Source organism: Streptomyces subrutilus (genome assembly GCF_001746425.1).
GTDB lineage: Bacteria > Actinomycetota > Actinomycetes > Streptomycetales > Streptomycetaceae > Streptomyces > Streptomyces subrutilus_A.
On record NZ_MEHK01000001.1, the window covers coordinates 3,679,783 to 3,694,780 of the forward strand.

General features: G+C 73.1%; 17 protein-coding genes. 13 read left to right on the top strand and 4 right to left on the bottom strand.

Features of this window, described 5'->3' with window-relative positions; translation table 11 throughout:
* Positions 1-129 precede the first annotated feature (129 nt).
* From BGK67_RS17515 to BGK67_RS17525, 3 genes are all read left to right on the top strand, one after another.
* A complete protein-coding gene (locus BGK67_RS17515; RefSeq protein WP_030011983.1) occupies positions 130-333 on the top strand; it encodes a cold-shock protein in 204 nt (67 codons plus the stop codon).
* A gap of 95 nt (positions 334-428) precedes the next feature.
* Entirely contained in the window at positions 429-809 is a 381-nt protein-coding gene (locus tag BGK67_RS17520; RefSeq protein WP_069920972.1) for a hypothetical protein, read from the top strand.
* A 327-nt stretch (positions 810-1,136) separates the two neighbouring features.
* A complete protein-coding gene (locus tag BGK67_RS17525; protein WP_079154244.1) occupies positions 1,137-1,970 on the top strand; it encodes a SigB/SigF/SigG family RNA polymerase sigma factor in 834 nt (277 codons plus the stop codon).
* A gap of 63 nt (positions 1,971-2,033) precedes the next feature.
* On the opposite strand, the gene BGK67_RS17530 is transcribed toward BGK67_RS17525, so the two are convergent.
* The gene (locus tag BGK67_RS17530; RefSeq protein ID WP_069920973.1) at positions 2,034-2,456 is read right to left on the bottom strand and encodes an ATP-binding protein; all 423 of its coding nucleotides are present in this window, start codon (positions 2,454-2,456) and stop codon (positions 2,034-2,036) included.
* A gap of 294 nt (positions 2,457-2,750) precedes the next feature.
* On the opposite strand from BGK67_RS17530, the gene BGK67_RS17535 reads away from it, so the two are divergent.
* The 6 genes from BGK67_RS17535 (at position 2,751) to BGK67_RS38920 (ending at position 7,312) form a co-directional block, all read left to right on the top strand.
* On the top strand, positions 2,751-4,112 hold the full coding sequence (locus BGK67_RS17535) for an aspartate aminotransferase family protein (RefSeq protein ID WP_069920974.1): 1,362 nt from the start codon (positions 2,751-2,753) through the stop codon (positions 4,110-4,112).
* Positions 4,113-4,369: 257 nt separating this feature from the next.
* Positions 4,370-5,287 carry a factor-independent urate hydroxylase gene (gene pucL, locus BGK67_RS17540; RefSeq protein ID WP_069920975.1) on the top strand — a complete coding sequence of 306 codons (918 nt, stop codon included), beginning with the start codon at positions 4,370-4,372 and terminating at the stop codon, positions 5,285-5,287.
* Between the two features lie 187 nt (positions 5,288-5,474).
* The gene (locus BGK67_RS17545; protein ID WP_069920976.1) at positions 5,475-5,720 is read left to right on the top strand and encodes a hypothetical protein; all 246 of its coding nucleotides are present in this window, start codon (positions 5,475-5,477) and stop codon (positions 5,718-5,720) included.
* 199 nt (positions 5,721-5,919) lie between these two features.
* The gene (locus tag BGK67_RS17550; protein ID WP_069920977.1) at positions 5,920-6,606 is read left to right on the top strand and encodes a class F sortase; all 687 of its coding nucleotides are present in this window, start codon (positions 5,920-5,922) and stop codon (positions 6,604-6,606) included.
* Between the two features lie 102 nt (positions 6,607-6,708).
* The gene (locus BGK67_RS17555) at positions 6,709-7,074 is read left to right on the top strand and encodes a hypothetical protein (protein WP_069920978.1); all 366 of its coding nucleotides are present in this window, start codon (positions 6,709-6,711) and stop codon (positions 7,072-7,074) included.
* Positions 7,075-7,138: 64 nt separating this feature from the next.
* Entirely contained in the window at positions 7,139-7,312 is a 174-nt protein-coding gene (locus BGK67_RS38920) for a hypothetical protein (RefSeq protein WP_167739519.1), read from the top strand.
* A gap of 158 nt (positions 7,313-7,470) precedes the next feature.
* Here the strand turns inward: BGK67_RS38920 and BGK67_RS17560 are convergent, their stop codons facing one another.
* From BGK67_RS17560 to BGK67_RS17570, 3 genes are read right to left on the bottom strand one after another with little or no spacing between them, the layout of a single operon-like run.
* Positions 7,471-8,361 (bottom strand): ABC transporter permease, encoded by an 891-nt coding sequence (locus BGK67_RS17560; protein ID WP_079154245.1) that lies wholly within the window; start codon positions 8,359-8,361, stop codon positions 7,471-7,473.
* The gene (locus BGK67_RS17565; RefSeq protein WP_069923936.1) at positions 8,358-9,320 is read right to left on the bottom strand and encodes an ATP-binding cassette domain-containing protein; all 963 of its coding nucleotides are present in this window, start codon (positions 9,318-9,320) and stop codon (positions 8,358-8,360) included. The genes BGK67_RS17560 and BGK67_RS17565 overlap by 4 nt, the downstream gene beginning before the upstream one ends.
* Positions 9,317-9,730: a hypothetical protein gene (locus tag BGK67_RS17570; protein WP_069920979.1), complete on the bottom strand. Its 414-nt coding sequence runs from the start codon at positions 9,728-9,730 to the stop codon at positions 9,317-9,319. The genes BGK67_RS17565 and BGK67_RS17570 overlap by 4 nt, the downstream gene beginning before the upstream one ends.
* Positions 9,731-9,953: 223 nt before the next feature.
* On the opposite strand from BGK67_RS17570, the gene BGK67_RS17575 reads away from it, so the two are divergent.
* The 4 genes from BGK67_RS17575 (at position 9,954) to BGK67_RS17590 (ending at position 14,989) form a co-directional block, all read left to right on the top strand.
* Positions 9,954-10,781, top strand: a complete 828-nt coding sequence (locus BGK67_RS17575) for a hypothetical protein (RefSeq protein ID WP_069920980.1) — start codon at positions 9,954-9,956, stop codon at positions 10,779-10,781.
* Between the two features lie 81 nt (positions 10,782-10,862).
* On the top strand, positions 10,863-12,863 hold the full coding sequence (locus BGK67_RS17580) for an FUSC family protein (RefSeq protein ID WP_079154246.1): 2,001 nt from the start codon (positions 10,863-10,865) through the stop codon (positions 12,861-12,863).
* Between the two features lie 129 nt (positions 12,864-12,992).
* A complete protein-coding gene (locus BGK67_RS17585) occupies positions 12,993-13,703 on the top strand; it encodes a hypothetical protein (protein WP_244291244.1) in 711 nt (236 codons plus the stop codon).
* Positions 13,691-14,989 carry a sensor histidine kinase gene (locus BGK67_RS17590; RefSeq protein WP_069920981.1) on the top strand — a complete coding sequence of 433 codons (1,299 nt, stop codon included), beginning with the start codon at positions 13,691-13,693 and terminating at the stop codon, positions 14,987-14,989. The genes BGK67_RS17585 and BGK67_RS17590 overlap by 13 nt, the downstream gene beginning before the upstream one ends.
* The last annotated feature ends 9 nt before the right edge of the window (positions 14,990-14,998 follow it).

Consider the following 14,998-nt stretch of genomic DNA (forward strand, 5'->3'; position numbering starts at 1 on the left):
GATCCCAGTTGCAGTCGTGGTTCCCAAAGACTTCTTATTTACCGGTTATCTTTCCGGCGGGGCAATCATCACAGCGACGCCGGTTTTCGCACAGTGCGATTCCGGGCAGGGCCCCAAAGGAGAATTTAGATGGCATCCGGCACCGTAAAGTGGTTCAACGCGGAAAAGGGCTTCGGCTTCATCGAGCAGGAGGGTGGCGGCGCTGACGTGTTCGCCCACTACTCGAACATCGCTTCTTCCGGCTTCCGTGAGCTCCAGGAAGGCCAGAAGGTCACTTTCGACGTCACGCAGGGCCAGAAGGGCCCCCAGGCCGAGAACATCGTTCCCGCCTGACGCCGACGCGCACAGCAGGCCGGGGCCCGCACCTCACGGTGCGGGCCCCGGCCTTGTCGTTTTCCCCCGCGCCCGTGCTTGCTAGAGTCCCGCCCATGTCGACCCCTGACGACCTGCTCATCGATCTCGCGGCCATGGTCGAGTCGGAGCAAACCAATCAGATGTCCCTGACCGTCGTGGTCCACGGCGCCGTCATCACCGGCCGCCTGGCCCCCGAGAGCGTCTGGCGCCAGCGCGTCGCCGAGGTCCTCCAGGACTCCGACCAGCTGGCCCCGTTCGCCGCGGTGTTCAGAGAATCCGGCGGCTCCGCGGGCAGTACCCCGCCCACTGCCGAAACACCCTCCCACCTGCACTTCCACGTGGCGCGCATCCTCCAGGGCACCCTGGGCATCCCCGAGACCGGCGGCATGTACCGGATCGCCCTCGACGACGTCAGCGCCTGGACCGTCGGCGACTTCAGCTACTCGGACCGTTAACCCCCCTCCCACCGCACCCCCGTACCCGACGGGCCTCCCGCAGAACGGCGTCATGCGCAGGCGATGCCGGGGGCCCTGGAGGTACGGGGCGTCATCGGGGCCGGCGGGGCGCGGTTGCCGACCCTGCCGATCCCGGCGGCCGCACGGGGAGAGAGCGCGGGGAGCGACGGCAGCTCGCCGAGACCTGCCCATGGCGAATGGTCCGAGTGGGGTACGTACCGATTCAGGCGGGTATATCCCCTGAGACTGAGACAGCGCGGGAGAGCTCGGGAGACCGCGACGGTCCTCGGGATCCACCGGGGCCGCCCGTCGGAGGAGCGCAGCGCCATGCATCACACAGACCTCACAGACGTCTCGACCCACGAGGCCAGGGCCCTGTCCGTGGCCTTGTTCCGGAGGCTGGCGGAGCTGGAGGAGGGCAGCGCGGAGTTCAGCTACGTCCGCAACACGCTGGTCGAGTTGAACCTCAGCCTGGTGAAGTACGCCGCCCGACGCTTCCGCGGCCGCAGCGAGCCGATGGAGGACATCGTCCAGGTCGGCACGATCGGCTTGATCAAGGCCATCAACCGGTTCGATCCGGAGCGCGGGGTGGAGTTCACCTCGTTCGCGATGCCGACGATCACCGGGGAGATCAAGCGGTTCTTCCGCGACACCAGCTGGGCCGTCAAGGTCCCGCGCCGGCTCCAGGAGCTGCGTATCGACGCCGCCAAGGCGCACGACGCGCTGGAGCAGGCCCTGGGGCGCGAGCCCACGGACTGCGAGCTCGCGGATCAGCTGCACGTCACGCCCGAGGAGCTGGCGGAGGGCCGCAAGGCCGCGTCCGCCTACTCCGCGCGCTCCCTGGACGCGCCGGCCCAGGAGGACGGCGACCGGGACTCGGGCGCCGACCGGCCCTCCCTCGGCGAGGAGGAGCCGGCCTACGACCGGATCGAGTGCCTGGAGTCCCTCAAACCGATCCTGGCCGGCCTCCCGGAGCGCGAGCGCGTCCTGCTCTCCCTGCGGTTCGGGCAGGAGCTGACGCAGTCCGAGATCGGCGACCGGCTGGGCCTGTCCCAGATGCACGTGTCCCGCCTGCTGAGCCGCACCCTGGAGCGGCTGCGCTCGGGGCTGCTGACCGACGAGCCCGCCGAGGACGACGACCTGGTCCAGGGCCCGGCCTGAGCCGGGAGCAGCCCCTCACGGCCTGGCAGACCCTCCAGCGCACCCTGGTTTCCCTGACGGCCCTCAGAGGCCGTCCTGGGCCCTTCGGGGTGCCGCGACGTCCAGCCAGACCGTCTTGCCCGGCCGCCCGTCCGGCGACGGCACCGCGCCCCAGCCGCGGGCGAGCCGTTCCAGCACGATCAGTCCGTGTCCGCCCGGCAGGGTGCGGTCGCCGGGCGGCCGCCGTCTCGGGATCTCGGGACTGCCGTCGCTGACCTCCACGCGCAGCCGCTCGGGGCCGTGCCGCAGCACCAGCTCCCGGGGGCCGCCCGCGTGCAGGCAGGCGTTGGTGATCACCTCGGAGACCAGGAGCAGCACGTCCTCCACGGACTCCGCCCCTCCCGGCCACTGCCAGTCGGCCAGCGCCTTGCGGGTGAAGTCCCGGCACCGGCCCACGACACCGGTCGTGGCGCCGCCGAGGACGAGCCTCCGCGTCTGCTCGGCCACAGGGCCTCCCGTCTCCGCGCTCTCCGCGCCGCATGTACCCCTACCCGGGGCTGTCAATCCTAGGGCGGCCGCCGCCTGTCATCTCCCCTCATAATTCCGTATGCCGGAAATAAGATTTCGCCATACGGTAATTAAGGCACAGGACACCCGGCGGATCGCACGGAGTGCGGTCGACGCCCACGGGCGACGCCCCCCTCGTCGACGGCGGCCGGCACGTCGCCCGAGTCCGGGGCCGGGCCGCCCGCGTGCACGGGCGGCCGCCTATTCCACATCGTGGACAACTACTCTCGTTTCATGAACGCAGAAGCCCACGACCCCGCCGCCGCGAGGGACGCTGTGAAGGACGCCGATCGGAAGCACGTCTTCCACTCCTGGTCGGCACAGGAGCTCATCGACCCGCTGGCCGTTGCGGGGGCCGAGGGCTCGTACTTCTGGGACTACGACGGCAACCGCTACCTCGACTTCTCCAGCGCCCTCGTCTACACGAACATCGGCTACCAGCACCCCAAGGTCACCGCGGCCGTCCAGGAGCAGGCCGCGCGGCTGTGCACGGTCGCGCCCGGCTTCGCCGTCGACGTCCGCTCCGAGGCGGCGCGGTTGATCGCCGAGCGCACCCCGGGCGACCTCGACAAGATCTTCTTCACGAACGCCGGGGCCGAGGCCGTCGAGAACGCCGTCCGCATGGCCCGGCTGCACACCGGCCGGCCCAAGGTGCTGTCCACCTACCGCTCGTACCACGGCGCCACCTCCACCGCGATCAACCTGACCGGCGACGCCCGCCGCTTCGGCAACGACACCGCGACCGCCGGCGTCGTGCACTTCTGGGGTCCCTTCGCCTACCGCTCGCCCTTCTACGCGGCCACCGAGGCCGAGGAGTGCGAGCGCGCCCTGCGCCACCTCGAGGACACCATCGTGTTCGAGGGCCCGCAGTCGATCGCCGCGGTCATCCTGGAGACCGTCGGCGGGGCCCCGGGCGTCCTCGTGCCCCCGGCCGGCTACCTGCCCGGCGTGCGCGAGCTCTGCGACCGCCACGGCATCGTCCTCATCCTCGACGAGGTCATGGTCGGCTTCGGGCGCACCGGCACGTGGTTCGCCGCCGAGCACTGGGACGTCGTCCCCGACCTGCTCTGCTTCGCCAAGGGCGTGACCAGCGGATACGTACCGCTCGGAGGGGTCGCCATCTCGCCCGCCATCGCCGAGACCTTCGCCCGGCGCCCCTACCCGGGCGGGCTGACGTACTCCGGGCACGTGCTGGCCTGCGCCGCCGCCGTCGCGACGATCAACGTCATGGCGGAAGAGGACATCGTCGGACGGTCCGCCCGCACCGGCGCCGAACTGCTCGGACCCGGGCTGCGCGCGCTCGCCGAGCGGCACCCCTCGGTCGGGGAGGTCCGGGGCCTGGGCACCTTCTGGGCCCTGGAGCTCGTACGGGACGCGGCCACGCGCGAGCCGCTCGTGCCGTACAACGCCTCCGGGGCTGACAACGCGCCGATGGCCGCGTTCGGGGCCGCCTGCAGGAAGGGCGGGCTCTGGCCGCTCCTCGCCGGCAACCGCGTCCACGTCGCGCCGCCCTGCAACATCGAGGCGCCGGACGTCGCCAAGGGGCTGGAAATCCTCGACGAAGCCCTCTCGGTCGCGGATGCGCACATGCGCTGACCTGCGGATCTGTGGGGTCGCCCAAGGCGTGGGGGCTGGTGTTCGGATGATCCGTACGGTGGTCAACCCGCCGGGCCCATGCTGCAATCCGTGCGTACGAACAAGCACCTACGGACCGGGATGCACGTCAGTCCCGGGGCGGTCCTGCCGAGGGCCGAACGGCGGGGAGCGGACGTCTTCGGGCGGCCGCTGGACGCCGGGCGTACGGGATCCAGACGACCGGACTCCGTGTTCCCGAATCCGAAGGAAGACAGCACATGAGCAAGCACGTCCTCGCGCAGAACCAATACGGCAAGGCCGAGAACCGCATCGTCAAGGTGACCCGCAAGGGCGGCGACGGCTCGTGGCACGAGATCCGCGACCTCAACGTGTCGGTCGCGCTCCGCGGCGAGTTCCGCGACGTCCACCTGACCGGCGACAACGCCAACTGCCTGCCGACCGACACCACCAAGAACACGGTGTACGCCTTCGGCAAGGAACACGGCATCGAGTCCCCCGAGGCCTTCGGCATCCTGCTCGCCAAGCACTTCGTCTCCTCGCAGCAGCCGATCCGCGAGGCGCAGATCCGCATCGAGGAGTACGCGTGGGACCGCATCCCGGTCCCGACGCGCAAGGAGCAGCACTCCTTCGTCCGCAAGGGCCAGGAGGTGCGCACCGCGCAGATCACCTACAGCGAGACGACGGGCCTCCAGGTCATCTCGGGACTGAAGGACCTGACGGTGATGAACTCGACGAACTCCGAGTTCCACGGCTACATCAAGGACAAGTACACGACCCTCCAGGAGGCGTACGACCGCATCCTGGCGACCAAGGTCACCGCGCGCTGGGCCCACTCGGCGCTGGCCGCCGACGACGCCTCCCACGACTGGGACCAGTCGTACAAGAAGGTCCGCAAGAACATGCTGGAAGCCTTCGCGGAGACGTACTCGTACTCGCTCCAGCAGACCCTGAACCAGATGGCCGAGCGTGTGCTCGACTCCTGCCCCCGGGTCAACGAGGTGCGCCTGAACCTCCCCAACAAGCACCACTTCCTCGTCGACCTGGAGCCGTTCGGGCTCAAGAACGACAACGAGGTCTACTTCGCGGCGGACCGGATGTACGGCCTCATCGAGGGCACCGTCCACCGCGACGGCGTACAGCCGGTGATCGCGACCTCCGACTGGATCGTCGCCTGAAGCCTTCCGTTTGCCGCTCGGTTCGGCCCGGACCCCTCTGTGGGGTCCGGGCCGTTCCGCTGGGTGGACGACTTCCAGCCGAAGTTCCGGTTCCGTAGCCGAAACAGACCCTTGTGCCGATCGCCGCACCCAAGAAGGCTGTGCAGCCGAGGAGTTGACCACGATGGGGCGAGGGGGCCGGTAGTTCATGCCGACGGCGATCAGGGAATGGCGGGGCTGGACGGGCGCCGCCCCCTTCTGGCTGAACTCCTTCCTGCTGCTCCTGGCCCCGTTCACCGCCGTCACCCTCTTCGGCCAGCTCGGTGTGATCGCGGCCCTGGCCGCACTGGGCGGCCTGGCCCGCCACCTGTGGTCGGGGGACTACGGCCATCCGGCGGTCCACCTCGCCGCGGTCCTGATGGGCGTGGCGACGGCGACGCTCGTGACGACCTGAATCACCCGTTCGGGCGTAGGGCGCCCCGCCCCGGGGCGGGGCGCCCGGACCTGCGGTCAGCTGGGCGCATGGGAGAGCGCGGGCGCGACACGCCCGTGACGTACCGTCAGTCTCCCGTGTTGGACCGGGTGGCGGTGGGCAGAGGAGGTATCCACTGCTCACGCGACCCGGCCGCCCGAGCCGGACCGGAGGGACCCGCATGCCCCGCGCCAAGTCGGTCGTCGCCGCGCTGACGGTGGTGGTGCTGGCCACCGGCATCGGTGTGCTGCAGCGCACCGAAGGTGCCGACCCCGCGGCCGCGACGTCCGACGACGCCCTGCCTTCGCGGGCGCTGGGGCTGTCGGACCACCGGCGCCTGGCCCGGCAGGGCGACTGGTCGGGTGAGCGCGCTCCCGGGCCCGGCGTCCCGGCGGCGGGCCCGCTGCGGCCGGTCACGGGACCGCTGGCGGCCGCCCGGCCGCTGCGGCTGCGCGTGCCGGGACTGGGCATCGACGTACCGGTGTCCCGGTCGCCCGGCACGCCTGACGGGGCGGAGGAGGCGGGCCGGACCGATGAGCAGGGCGGGCGCGACGGGCAGGGCGGGCGGGCCGGGCAGGGTCGCGGTGAGCGGCCGGACGAGGTCTTCTGGCAGGTCGGCGGCCCGGCGCCCGGGTCGGCCGGTACCGCCGTGATCGGCGCGCCCGGCCTGGACCTCGCCGGGCTCCGGCGGGGCCGGACCGTCGAGGTCGCCCGTGACGACGGCCGGACGGCCGTGTTCACCGTCACCCGGATCTCCCCCGGCGCGTCGGACGGCCGCGAGGACCGGGCGGGGCGGCCCCAACTGCGGCTGCTCGGCGGTGAGACCGCCGTACTGGCCCGGCTGACGGGAGAGCGCCGCAACCGCTGACGGGACCCGCCCTCCGCCGTGGGGACGCTCTTCGTTCCGCCGGTCGGGCGCTTCTGGCAACCGGGCCGGGAGTCGTCCGGCGTGTCGGGGCACACCCCTCGCATGAGCGGGAGGCAGTACGCGTGCGCGGCCCTGACCAGGGCCCTGACGAAGGTCCTGACAGCGGCCTGCGTCGTGCTGCTGTGCGTGTTCGGCGCCGGCCCGGCCGCGGCGACGGTCGCCGAGTCCCGGCCCGCCTCCACCGCCCCCGCCGAACCCACCGAGGGCCAGGCCGACCCGGCCGCCGAACCCGAGTCGCGGGCCGCCGTGCGGTCGTCGGCGCGCGGGGTGTCCGGCGGACGGGGCACTCCGCTGCCGGTGTTTCACGTGAAACATCCCGAGGCACGGCCCGTGGCCGCCCCGGTATGGCGGACGGCCGGGCCGCCGCTGTCCGCGCGGACCGTGCGGAGCGTGGTCCTGCGCTGCTGAGCGGGCCGAGGCTCCGGAGCAGCGCAGTCCCCCCACACCCCCCTGAACACCGTGAGGTTCCGCCATGCCCCTTGACGCGTACGCCGCCCTGAACGCCATGCTCCGCGCCGAAGTCACCCGGTTCACGCCGCCGGTGCGCAAGAGCGCCGACCCGGCCGTGTCGCAGAAGACCTCGGGCTCGGCGCCCGAGCCCGAGAGCGAACCCCAGCGGACCGCCCCCGCGGACTCCGCCGCGTAGGAGAGGGAGGGCGCCGGCTCCCCCGTCCTCGGCAACGGAGCGTGGTCACGTGAGGTTCGACCAACGGGCACGGGACCCGGCGCCACTACCGGTCTGCGCCGGGCGGCCGCCCGGCCGCTTCGGGCAGGGGGACCGGCCCGACCCGGCCGGAAGGACGGCTACTTGCGGTTGTACAGCCGCATCGTGACGGGCCCGAAAACCAGGACCAGAAGTCCCGCCCACCCCAGTGACCAGGCGATCTCGGTGGCGGGCCACTCGCCCGCCATCAGGCCGCGCACGGCGGTGGTGAGGTGGGTGACCGGGCTGTTGTTGACGAAGGCCTGCAGCCAGCCCGGCATCGTGCTCGGGTCCACGAAGATGTTGCTGAGGAACGTGAGCGGGAACAGCACCATCATGCTCACGCCCATGACGGACTTCTCGCTGCGCAGCAGCAGCCCGAACATCGTCCACACCCACGAGAAGGCGAACGAGAAGACGATCAGCAGCGCCACCCCGGCCAGCACCCCCATGGCCCCGCCCGCCGGGCGGAAGCCCAGGACCAGGCCGACGGCCAGCATCACGGCGGAGGCGATCGTGTAGCGCAGCATGTCGCCGAGCAGATAGCCGACCATCGTCGACGGCCGCCAGATGGGCAGCGTGCGGAAGCGGTCGAAGACGCCCTTCTCGATGTCGGTGTTGACGGACACCCCCGTGTACATCGTGATCATCACGATCGACATGACGAGGATGCCGGGCAGCAGGGTCTGGATGTACGTCCCCGGGGAGCCGGCCAGGGCGCCGCCGAAGAGGTACGTGTACATCAGCACCATCATGATCGGGAAGGCCGTCACGTCGAAGAGCTGCTCGGGGACGTGCTTGATCTTCAGGACCGCCCGCCAGCCGAAGGTGAGCGAGGTCGACAGCGCGCTCGGGCGGGGCGGGCGCCGGCCGGAAACCAGGAGCGCGGCGAGCTGATCGGCGCGCGGAGCCGTGAACTCCAGGTCGTGGGCGGACGTGCCGGCCGTCGCGGCGGGGCCGGTCGCCGTCTCGTCGGTCGCGGGGACACTCATGCCGTCACCCCCTTGTCGTCGGTGAGCGCGAGGAACACCTCGTCGAGGCTGGGCTGGCCGAGCGCGAAGGTGTCGACCACGATCCCGGCCCGGGCCAGCTCGGCCAGGGCCTCGGCGGCGGACCGGGCGTCGTCCACGCGGGCGGTCAGCGCGACGGGATCGGGATCCGGCGTGACGGACTCGTCCAGTACGGCGGCCAGCAGGCGCACCGCTTCGTCCCGCTGGGCCGGATCGCGCAGCCGGACGTGCACGCTGCCCGAGCCGACGGAGGCCTTCAGCTCGCCCTTCGTGCCCTCGGCGATCACCTTGCCGTGGTCGATGACGGCGATCCGGGAGGCCAGCCGGTCGGCCTCGTCCAGGTACTGGGTGGTCAGCAGGACGGTGGTGCCCTGCGCGACGACGGCGCGCACGATCTCCCAGACCTGGTTGCGGCTGCGCGGGTCGAGGCCGGTGGTCGGCTCGTCGAGGAAGAGCAGGTCGGGGGTGTTGAGGATGGAGGCGGCGATGTCGATGCGCCGCCTCATGCCGCCGGAGTACTGCTTGACCTGGCGGGCTGCCGCGGCCGAGAGCCCGAAGGCCTCCAGCAGCTGGGCGGCGCGCTCCCGGGCGGCGGGCCGGGAATGACCGAGCAGCCGCGCGAGCAGCACCAGGTTCTCGGTCCCGGTCAGGTCCTCGTCGACCGAGGCGTACTGGCCGGTGAGGCTGACCCGGCTGCGCACGGCGTCCGCATCGCGGACGACGTCCTTGCCGAAGACGCGGGCCTCCCCGCCGTCCGGGCGCAGCAGGGTGGCCAGCATCTTCACCACGGTGGTCTTGCCGGCGCCGTTGGGGCCGAGGACCCCGTAGACGGTCCCCGCCGGCACGGCGAGGTCCACCCCGTCGACGGCCCGGGTCTCCCCGAAGACCTTGACGAGGCCGGCGGTCTCGATCGCGTGGCCGGCGGGATCCGTGGGACTCAGTCCTCGCGCGTGTAGTAGCGGTAGAAGGCGGTCGCGCCGACGCCGATGCCGACGAAGAGCCCGATGACGGTCGCCCTGAGCACACTGGAGTCGGTCAGGCTGTGCAGGTAGCCCGCGGCGACGCCCGTGAAGACTCCGTACGCGGCGGCGTGGACCTCGCGCTGCATCCGGGGGCCGACCCGGTTCAGGGCGAACATGACACCGGCGAAGACCGCGCCGCACAGGATCCCGAAGAAGACGTTGCCCGCGTCCACCGGGCCCATCTGGCGGTCGATGAAAGCGGCCCAGACCCCGTAGACGAGGCCGGCGAGCAGGGCCCGTGTGAGGGCGTTCCTGGCGGTGTGGTCGGTGGCCGTCGCGGTCCGACGGTAGGGGTGCCGCCGGGAGGCGGTGGGTGCCGCATGTGCCATGACGGGCTCCTCTCTCCCATCATCCAGGGCACACCCGCCGCCCCCGCCCGGCAACTGGATCAAACGGCCGGGCCGGTCATGCCGGGCGCACGCACCGCCGCCGCGTCGACCTCGAAGAGCATGCCGGGCTCCAGGACATCCAGGTCCTGGCCGGCGGGTGGCGCGCCACCCGCCCGCAGCAACACCGCTCGCGCCGGGCACCGCCCCGGCATTCCCTGGTGACGTGCGCACCATCCTGTCGGCGGTACTGATCGCGCTCGTGGCCCTGCTGGTGCCCGCGAGCGCCGTCGCGTACTGGGCCGACCGCGACCTGGGCAACGCCGACCGCTACACCGCCGCCATGTCCCCGCTCGCCGCGGACCCCGCCGTCCAGGGCGTCGTCGTCACCCAGGCCACCCGCGCCCTCGCCGGGCAGATCGACGCGGGCCCCTTCCAGAGCGGGGTCGACGCCCTGCTCGGCGAGGCCCTGCGCTCGTTCGCCGGCACCGAGGCCTACCGCACCGCCTGGGACGCGGCCAACCGCGCCGCCCACGCCGCCTTCCTGCAGGCGCTCACCACCGGCCAGGGCGACGCCGTCACCATCGACCTGGCGCCGGTCATCGCCCAGGTCAAGGAGGAGCTCGTCGCCGACGGCGTGCCGTTCGCCGACCGCATCCCGGTGACCCGGGTCTCCGTCAAGGTCATGGAGTACGACAACCTCGGCGCGCTCCGGAAGGGTTTCCGCATGCTCCAGATCGCGGGCGTCTGGCTCCCCGTGCTGACCGTGGTGCTGGCCGCCTCGGCCATCGCCGTCGCCGTGCGCCGCCGGCGGGCCGTCATGGCCACCGGGCTGGGACTCGCGGCCGGGGCCGCCCTGTTGTGGATCGCCGTGGACCTCTGCCGCCGGATCACCCTGGACGACCTGCCGGCCGACATCGACCGGCAGGCCGCCGGAGCGGTGTACGACGCCCTCACCGCGTTCCTGCGCACCACCGCCTGGGTGGTGCTGGCGATCGGGCTCGCCGCCGCGCTGGGCGGGTGGCTGACGGGCCGGCTGCGGCGCACCCCATAAGCTCGGAAGGTACGCAACGTACGCAGAACGACCCAGAAGAGCGCAGAAGAACCGATTCTCGAGCGGCGGCACGGAAGCGGAATGAGCACCGAACGCACCGAACACATATCGTCCGCGCGAGGCCGGCCCCATCCACTGGCCCCACCCGCGTGGCTGCTCGGCGGACTGCGGCCGAGCGCCGCGCCGATCCCCTGGGCCGCCGCGGCCCGCGCGGCGGTCGCCATGTCCGTCCCGCTCGCCGTCGGATTCGCCCTCGACGAGCCCCAGTACGGCGCACTCGTCTCCATGGGCGCCCTGTCCGGGGTCATCGGCGACACCGCCGACGCCTACCGGATGCGCATCCTCAACATCGCCGTGCCGCAGCTCGCCGGCGCCGTGGGCGTCACGCTCGGCACCCTGGTCTTCGGGCACGGCTGGCTCGCCGTCGGCGTCCTCACCCTCGTCGCCCTGGTCTCCGGCATGATCTCCTCGATCGGCATGGTCGCCTCCGTCTCCGGACTGCTGCTCCTGCTCAACGCCGTGATCGGCGCCGGGCTGCCGCTGCCGCACCCCTGGTGGACGGCTCCCCTGCTGCTGACCGCGGGCGGGCTGTTCGTCCTCCTGCTCTCCCTGCTGGGCTGGCCGCTGCGCGGACGCCTCCCCGAACGCACGGCCGTCGCCGCCACCTACCGGGCGCTGGCGGACTCGCTGGAGGCGGCCGGCGGCCCCGCCTCCGTCTACGACGAGCGCCGCCGACAGGTCACCCAGGCCCTGAACCAGGCCTACGACCTCGTGCTGGGCCGGCGGGCGCGGGTGCACGGGCGCAGCCCCTCGCTGGTGCGGATACTGGCCCAGCTCAACGTGGTGATCCCGCTGGTGGAGGCCGCCCCCGCCGCGCACCTGCGCGGCCGCCCGCTGCCTCCCGAGATCCCGGCGGCCGTACGGGACCTGGCCGACGCCGTCGAAGAGGGCCGCACCGGCGCCCCCGTACTCGACCTGCCCGCGCCGCACACCCCCGCCGAGCGGGCCGTCGACTCGGCCCTGCGGCACGCCGCGGCCGTCGTGCACCTCGCCGAACCGGACCTGCACAACGTCGACGACCGGCTCGGCCGGCCCGCCGCCCTGGGGGCCCGCGTCCGGCGCGCGGTGCGCGACATGATGTTCTCCGAGGCCTCTTGGCGGTACGGACTGCGGCTCGCGCTGTGCATCGGGCTCGCCCAGTCGCTCGTCTCGCTGGTCGAGGTGGAACGGTCCTACTGGGTCGCGCTCACCGTCACCTTCGTCCTCAAGCCCGACTTCGGCTCGGTGTTCTCGCGGGCCGTGCTGCGGGCTCTGGGCACCGCCGCCGGGCTGCTGGTCGCCGCCGCCGTGCTGGCCGAGGTGCCGCGCGGCTGGTGGGACGTACCGGTGATGGTGGTGCTCGCCGCGCTCATCCCCGCGTTCTCGGCCAAGGGGTACGCCTTCCAGACCGCCGCGATCACCCCGGTGATCCTGCTGCTCTCGGACCAGCTCAACCACCAGGGCTTCGACCTGATCCGGCCCCGCCTGCTGGACAGCCTGATCGGCTGCGCCATCACCCTCGTCGCGGGCTACCTGCTGTGGCCCGAGAGCTGGCACGCCCGGATCGGGGACCGGCTCGCCGACACCGTCTACGACGCGGCCCGGTACCTGGAACGGGCTTTCGCCCCCGCCCCGGACGAGGCCGCGCTCGCCGAGGCGCGCACCCTGCGCGTCCAGGCCAGACGGCGCATCTACCGGGACCTGTCGGGCGTGCGCAGCGAGTTCCAGCGGGCCCTGACCGAGCCGCCGCCGACGGGGGCCCGGGCCGCCGCCTGGTGGCCGCTGGTGGTGGCCGTCGAACGCATCGTGGACGCGACCACCGCCGCCCGCGTCCGGGTCAACCACGGGGCCGAGCCGCCGACGGCGCAGGAAGTGGAGTCCCTCGCCCACCGGCTGCGCGAACTGGCCGAGCGCGTGCGCAGCAGCACCAACCCGGTCCGGGCGGACGCGGAGCCCGCGGACGAGGTGTCCGGCGTCCTCGCCCCGCTCCACCAGGAGGTCGCCGCGGCCCGCGCCCTCGTCCGGCCGACCGCCGACCGCTGACCGCCTGACCGGCGACCGGCGACCAGCGGCGGGCGACCGGCGGCGGGCGACCGGCGGCGGGGCACGCCCCGATCCCCCGGACGGACCTGTCCCCGGGCCCCCGGCGCGGCCGCGGGAGAGCATCGGTACATGCACCGCGCCCCGGCCGTGATGGTCCTCGCCGCCGTCCTGGCGGCCCTGGCCGGGTGCGCCGACGTGGAGGGGCTGCGGGACCAGGGCGACCTCGGCACCGTGCACGCCCCCAAGAGCCTGTGGAAGGACATCAGCCCCGCACCGCCCGACCCCGGCCAGAAACCGGGCACGGCCGCCGTCGTGCCCGGAGTACCCGGGCCGCCCGGGCCGGGCATGCGCGGCGTCGACGCGCTGGACGTCGTACGCGCCGACATCACCTCCGACGCCCGGCAGGACGGCGGGACGGGCAGGCTCGTCGACCCCCGGGCGGTGCAGCGGCTCGCCCTCTGCACCCGGGAGCCGGGCGGGGGCCCCGACTGCCCGGTGCGCCCCGGCGTCCTGCACGACCTGACGGGCAACGGCGAGGACGAGCTGATCACCGCCCTGGACATCGACGGCCGGCTCAGCGAACTGCGCGTCTACACCGTCCGGGGCGACGGCTCCGTGGCCCGGGTCCTGGGCCGGCGCGCGGTGCTGGAGGGCGTGGAGGTCGCCGCCGAGCACCTGGCGGTGCGCGAGCCCACCTCGAACCCGAAGTACGTGGCGGTCTCGGACTACGAGTGGGACCCCGAAGCCGGCGTCATGAGCCTCTCCCAGCTCACGCTCGACGAGTGCCCGGCCCTCACGGACCTGCCGCTCGGCGGGGACGGGGCGCGATGCGCGCGCTGAGCAGCCTGCGCTGGAAGATCGCCCTGACGACCACGGCCGTGTGCTGCGCGGTCGCCGCGGCGCTGGGGATCCTGGTGCACAACGTCGTCGCCCGGCAGATCGTCGGGGAGGTCCGCGCGAAGGCGGAGGCGGACCTCGACCACGCCCTCGGCCACTACGAGTACGGCACCTCCCACGGCGATGTGGACGTCGCCCTGGACCCGCCCGACCTGCCGGGGCCGCTGCGCGAACTGGTCGCCCGCGGGGACACCGGCAGCATGGTCGGCAGCCGCGGCGACGAGCCCGTCATGTGGGCGGCGGGCCCCGCCGACGACCAGGCCCTCGCGATCTGGATCCCGTACGGCAACACCCGCGACCGGTTGCGGGACATCGACACGGCGATCCTCGCCTCCGCGGGCCTGGCGGCCGGCGTGGTGGCGCTGGCCGGCCTCTTCCTCGCCGGCCGGATCAGCCGGCGGCTCGCGACCACGGCCGCCGTGGCCCGCCGGATCAGCTCCGGGGACCTGGACGCCCGCGTGGGCTTCCCGGCCGACGGCGACGGCCGCGACGGGGGCGGGGACAGGGACGGGGACGGGGAGGACCGGCGTCCGGCCCGCTCACGGGACGAGGTACGGGACGTGGCGCAGGCCCTGGACTCGATGGCCGAATCGCTCCAGGCCCGGCTGGAAGCGGAGAAGCGGTTCACGGCGGACGTCGCGCACGAACTGCGCACCCCGCTCACGGGCTCACTGGCAGCGGCGGCCCTGCTGCCGGAGGGCCGCCCCAAGGAGATGATCAACGACCGGCTCAAGGCCCTGCACCGGCTCACCGAGGACCTGCTGGAGATCTCCCGGCTGGACTCGGGCGTCGAACGGGCCGAACCGGCCCAGGTGGAGCTGGGCCGGGTGGTGCGGCGGGCGGTCGCCGCGAGCGGGCACGAGGCGACGGTGCGGGTCCTGCGGGACACGGTGGTGCTCACCGACCGGCGCCGCCTGGACCGGATCCTGGCCAACCTGCTGGTCAACTCGCACAAGCACGGCCGTCCGCCGGTCGAGGTGACGGTGGAGGGCCCGGTGGTGGTGGTGCGCGACCACGGCCCCGGATACCCGCCCGAGCTGATCGAGCAGGGCCCCCGGCGGTTCCGCACCGGGGACCCGGGCCGCGGTCGGGGCCACGGGCTGGGGCTGACGATCGTCGTCGGTCAGGCGGCCGTGCTGGAGATCGGCCTGACCTTCGCCAACGCCCCCGACGGAGGTGCGGTGACCACCCTCAGGCTGCCCGTCGGACGGCTGCCGGAGGCGGGCTGAGGGGGGTCA